Genomic DNA, 5,339 nt, shown 5'->3' with positions numbered 1-5,339 from the left:
GGTAATGCGGCAGGCGAAATGGTCAGCGGTATGGCGCAGATGAACGTGGTTGAAATCACGAAAGGTGTCGGTACGCTCCTCACAAATCCAGAAGCTCAAAAACAAGCACTAGCAGGTATTGGCGAGTGGTGGCATCAGCTTTCAAGTGGTAATGCTTATGTAGCAGGCGAGACAGCGTTTAATGTTGTGAGTTTGTTTGTTGGTGCGTCAGAAGTTCAGACAGCTTTCACGGTAGCACGAGGTGGCGAGGCAACTAGCATTCTTTCTAAGGTTGGGACATTTGGCAAGGCACTTGCTAAAGAGGGCATAGGAAATGCTAAAACTCTGGCTAAAATGCCCGCTAAACTTTTAAATGACACCAAGACAGTGCTTAAGAATGTCAAAACTGCAGTTGTTTCTAATGCAGGTGATGTCAAGAATATACTTCTAGGCAAGACAGATGATATTGTGGAAGTATTGAAGAATACCCAAGCTAAAGTTATCAGTAAAGCAGATGAATTTAGAACAGTGATTAGAAGTGTTGGCGATGAGTTATTTGGTGGCAACACCCCCCGTTATGCTTTTGCGGGAGCAGATGATGGTCAATCAATTTTTAATACGCTGGGTAAAAATTCAGATGTCGTGACTAAGAATGATGTTCAGAAGAATTTCAATAAGGTTGTGGGTGAATCGAATGGTGTTGGGAAGGCAAGTGCTGCTAGTCGTGAAACGCTAGAAAGTATGGCGAGGAAGACACTTAAAAATAGTGACAACTTAGCAGATAGTACTAAATCTATTTTGAAGGATATTTTGGATAATCCAAATAGTACGAAAGAGCAGTTAAAGGCAGTAGATGATTTAGCTAAGAAGTTGGATGAAGCACCTCACTATGATATTCCCGAATCTACTGTTAATAAAATTCTGGATACTAATCCAGACATTACGAAACGTCGAGACCCAAGCAGATATTTACCGAAAGATTATATTGAATCGCATTTAAAACAATTTGATAGTGGTGGAACTGCAATTACTAAGGACGATTATTGGATTCAGAAAACGGGGCAATTTGGGCGAAATGATGGTGCTTTTATATTTCCAAAAGATTTTGCGGATGACATGATTAAGGCGAGCGATGGTGAACCTCGAAAATTAGAGGAATTTTTAGGTTTAGAGAACGGCTCTTTAGGTGATAATCCAGTAAGGGTTGATATTTCTTCAGAGAATATGACTGATCCGAGAGTTCCAAGTGGAAATGAAGGAGGGGCAAGAAACAATCCAGATTGGCGTCCAGGTGCAAAAACTCATCCGGGAGGTTTTCCTGAAATTGTAGTTAATCCACTTAAGAAAGGAGATATTTCAATTACTATATTGAAATAAAAAAATATGAAAAAAATTACAGTAGATGGTGGCAATCAATTTTTTGTATATTCTGATGGTACACATTATGAATTACGTTGGGAAGATAATAATTATCATCCACATGTTGGAAAAATTACTCAGAAAGATTACGAAGAATATAAGGCAGATAAACGTTCGGGAGATGATTTGTTGTATAAAGCCGCCTATGGCGCATGGCCACCAACCGAAGAACAAAATCGACAAGGAGAGTTGGAGTTTTTGTTAAGCGATTTACAAATGGTACATGATATTTCGTTACCTAATGACCCAAATTTGTTTGAAGAATTTCCTGAGTTAAAACCTGAATATGAGAAATGGCTATCTGAACAATAACTATTATGTTTTGGAATAATTATTTTATTTATAGTAGGAAAATTTCGACATTTTTGATAAATTTTATGGAGTATTTGAGTAATGGCAGAAATGAATATAATTCATGAGGATCGTCCCTCACAATTTTTCGTTTTATCAGACGGGAATAATTACCAACTTAAATGGGATGATTCAAGGTTAGCGCCTCATATTAAAGAGATAGAAAAAGAGGATTTTGAGGAATATTTAGCAGGTAAAAGAACTGGTGGAGATTTGATGTTCAAGGCTGCATATGGCACATGGCCTTTGCCACAAGAGGAACAAGAAAAAGCAGAACGTAATTTCATAAGGGAGACGCCTACAGCATTAATTTCTGATTCGACAGCTATTTCACTGTTTTCGAAAGAAGAGTTAGAGCAATTAATCCCAATCGCAGAACAACAATGGATTGATTGGAAAGGGGAATTACCTGAAAATTATCAGTCTCCACTTACCTAATTTTATGTGATTTGGGAAACAGCCTTTAACAGGACTGGGCAATCGTGTGACAGCCCTTGTAAATCTATCACAAGGTTTTTCACGTATGGTTGAAAATACCGACTTAATCCAAGGTCAAGGTGCAGACAATATGAGAGCTTACATTAGTGAAGCTCATCTAAGCTTGGCTAATTCATTATTAACGGCAATCCAATCTTTTCAAACCTCTGTTGGTGTGTATTGGCAAGGCTATCAATCAGAAATTGATGGCGATGGCAATTTTAAACTCATCAGTGATGAGTTTAATGCCCATAATATCCAGTTGGGTACAGCAATTAACAATATGACGAGTTTTCATACTCGTTTACAAAATATTTCCAACTCAGCTAGTCATCTAGTTTCTCTTGGAGGAGCAGGGTCCTTATCCTTACAAGTTGCCATGCACGATTTCGAGGATATGCGCAAGCTAGTCACCGAGCAGAAAAACAAGTGGTCATCGTATGAGCAAAGCAATCAAGCCTTTGATCAAGTTGAAGAAATGATTGCGACCGTAAAAAGTTTGCTTAGTGAAATCGGAAATATCAGTGTTGGTCGAAATTACAGCAGTGGTGGTTTCTTTAATTTGAAAAGTTTCGAGACTTTAAGCAATCTCTATACTCAAATGAGCGACTACAATGAAAAAAATGGTAAAATAGCAGAAGAGGCATGGAATGCCATGTTTAACGGCTATATCTCAGATGAGACAGCTCGTCTTGAGAGAGAAGCAATGGAAAAAGCTAAAGAGGAAGCTAAAAAAGAGGGTCTTTTGGGCTTGTTTTGGGATACTTTGCAAATTGTGGGAGGAGCAACTATTGCGGTTGCAGGTGGTATTTTTGCACCATTTTCTGGCGGCGCCTCTCTTACACTGATTGCTTTAGGTGGCAGCTTATTCGTTGGTGGTGTCAATAGCGCTATCAATCATGCCTCAATGGCAACTCGTGGCGAGGGTTTTAATCTTGTTGGTAAGATAAGTGAAGGAGTTGGCGGTTGGTACAGCAAAAATATCGCTCAGCCCGCAAAGGACTCTGGCAATTGGTGGTTGGAATTTTCGGCAGGTGTAGGTAATGCGGCAGGCGAAATGGTCAGCGGTATGGCGCAGATGAACGTGGTTGAAATCACGAAAGGTGTCGGTACGCTCCTCACAAATCCAGAAGCTCAAAAACAAGCACTAGCAGGTATTGGCGAGTGGTGGCATCAGCTTTCAAGTGGTAATGCTTATGTAGCAGGCGAGACAGCGTTTAATGTTGTGAGTTTGTTTGTTGGTGCGTCAGAAGTTCAGACAGCTTTCACGGTAGCACGAGGTGGCGAGGCAACTAGCATTCTTTCTAAGGTTGGGACATTTGGCAAGGCACTTGCTAAAGAGGGCATAGGAAATGCTAAAACTCTGGCTAAAATGCCCGCTAAACTTTTAAATGACACCAAGACAGTGCTTAAGAATGTCAAAACTGCAGTTGTTTCTAATGCAGGTGATGTCAAGAATATACTTCTAGGCAAGACAGATGATATTGTGGAAGTATTGAAGAATACCCAAGCTAAAGTTATCAGTAAAGCAGATGAATTTAGAACAGTTATTAGAAATGTTGGCGATGAGTTATTTGGAGGCAACACCCCCGTTATGCTTTTGCGGGAGCAGATGATGGTCAATCAATTTTTAATACGCTGGGTAAAAATTCAGATGTCGTGACTAAAAATGATGTTCAGAAGAATTTCATGGAAGTTACTGGTCAACCTAATAAGGTAACACAGACGACAGGTCGTGGAAGTGCTTCTCTGAAAGGAAATACTAAGCTCTCACCAGATGATTTCAACTTTGATGACAAAGGTTTCAATGGTAAACTTAGAGGAGATAAACAAAGTTTACCTGACGTCAATTCAGAAAAAATATCTTATGTTAAACGAAGCCCGAGCGAAGCTGCTAAACTGAGGCGGGAATTTGATTCAAAAGTCAAGTCAGAATTTTTGAAAGATTTGTCTCAGGATGTTGAAAGATTGACAGAAGCTGGATTATCGTCAGAGGATATAAAAGCCTTGTCTATGGGACAACCTCCAGGCCAATTTGGAGAATGGCAAGTACATCATCAGTTACCATTAGATGATAGTGGGACTAATGATTTTAGTAATCTTGTTTTAATAAAAAACGAACCTTATCACAAAGTAATCACAAATTATCAAACTGTAGTTAAAAAAGGTTTGGGAATAGGCGAAGAAAGAATAGTTGATTGGCCCATGATAGAAGCGCCTATTTACCCTACCAAAACTTTGAAAGGTGGAAAATAGAATGATAAATTGGGAAAAACAATTGGATAAAGTCCATGAATTTCAAAGAATTATAGGTTATGGTATACAGTCAGGAATTAGTAGCGATAATTTTGAGAAATTTTCTTTGAGAATAAGACAAGAACTTGAAAAAATACTGCCACCAGAGCTAAAATATTTTTTTGAAAAGACCAATGGGGTTGGATTTGGTGGTGTCTTACTTTATGAGTGTAATGAAGGTAATCGCCGAACTGATTTGGTAGAAAATAATCTTGATTGGTATACAAATGATGAACTCAGGAAGTATCTGATTTTGGGAGATGGTAATATTAGTTGGTATGTGTATTTACCCGATGAAAAAAAATATCAAATTTTAGATAAACCATCAGGAGAGTTAATGGAAGAATTTGAAGATGTTAATGACTTCCTAGAGGGTGTGTTTAATGAAATGAGCTTAGAAGATTAGTATTTAAATGAACAACAGAAAAAGAAAGTATTGAAATATGCTATAGATTAATATTTTTCTTAGGGATTAAGTAATGCCTCGTTGTTGAATACTTTTTAAAATTTCTATAGTGAAGCTCATCTAATCTTGGCTAATTCATTATTAACGGCAATCCAATCTTTTCAAACCTCTGTTGGTGTGTATTGGCAAGGTTATCAATCAGAAATTGATGGCGATGGCAATTTTAAACTCATCAGTGATGAGTTTAATGCCCATAATATCCAGTTGGGTACAGCAATTAACAACATGACGAGTTTTCATACTCGTTTACAAAATATTTCCAACTCAGCTAGTCATCTAGTTTCTCTTGGAGGAGCAGGCTCCTTATCCTTACAAGTTGCCATGCACGATTTCGAGGATATGCGCAAGCTAG

At 38.4% G+C, this 5,339-nt stretch carries 6 protein-coding genes and 1 pseudogene; all 7 read left to right on the top strand.

Translation table 11 applies throughout. The features are described 5' to 3' along the window. A pseudogene (locus Hs30E_RS10425) lies at positions 1-1,356 on the top strand (hypothetical protein); the annotation flags it as partial. Between the two features lie 6 nt (positions 1,357-1,362). Continuing rightward, a complete protein-coding gene (locus Hs30E_RS10420) occupies positions 1,363-1,710 on the top strand; it encodes a hypothetical protein (RefSeq protein WP_172209877.1) in 348 nt (115 codons plus the stop codon). Positions 1,711-1,791: 81 nt separating this feature from the next. Next, positions 1,792-2,187 (top strand): hypothetical protein, encoded by a 396-nt coding sequence (locus Hs30E_RS10415; protein WP_228462050.1) that lies wholly within the window; start codon positions 1,792-1,794, stop codon positions 2,185-2,187. 46 nt (positions 2,188-2,233) lie between these two features. Beyond that, on the top strand, positions 2,234-3,889 hold the full coding sequence (locus Hs30E_RS10410; RefSeq protein WP_172209876.1) for a T7SS effector LXG polymorphic toxin: 1,656 nt from the start codon (positions 2,234-2,236) through the stop codon (positions 3,887-3,889). Positions 3,890-3,915: 26 nt separating this feature from the next. Further along, on the top strand, positions 3,916-4,482 hold the full coding sequence (locus Hs30E_RS10405) for an HNH endonuclease family protein (protein ID WP_172209875.1): 567 nt from the start codon (positions 3,916-3,918) through the stop codon (positions 4,480-4,482). A gap of 1 nt (position 4,483) precedes the next feature. Continuing rightward, on the top strand, positions 4,484-4,927 hold the full coding sequence (locus Hs30E_RS10400) for a YrhA family protein (protein ID WP_172209874.1): 444 nt from the start codon (positions 4,484-4,486) through the stop codon (positions 4,925-4,927). Positions 4,928-5,053: 126 nt separating this feature from the next. Continuing rightward, positions 5,054-5,339, top strand: a 286-nt coding sequence (locus Hs30E_RS10395; protein WP_172209873.1) for a hypothetical protein, incomplete at its 3' end; no start/stop codon positions are given.

This window comes from Pseudolactococcus hodotermopsidis, assembly GCF_011170085.1.
GTDB lineage: Bacteria > Bacillota > Bacilli > Lactobacillales > Streptococcaceae > Pseudolactococcus > Pseudolactococcus hodotermopsidis.
Note: the sequence above shows the minus strand (reverse complement) of the source record. Positions and strands in the feature narration are given on the sequence as shown.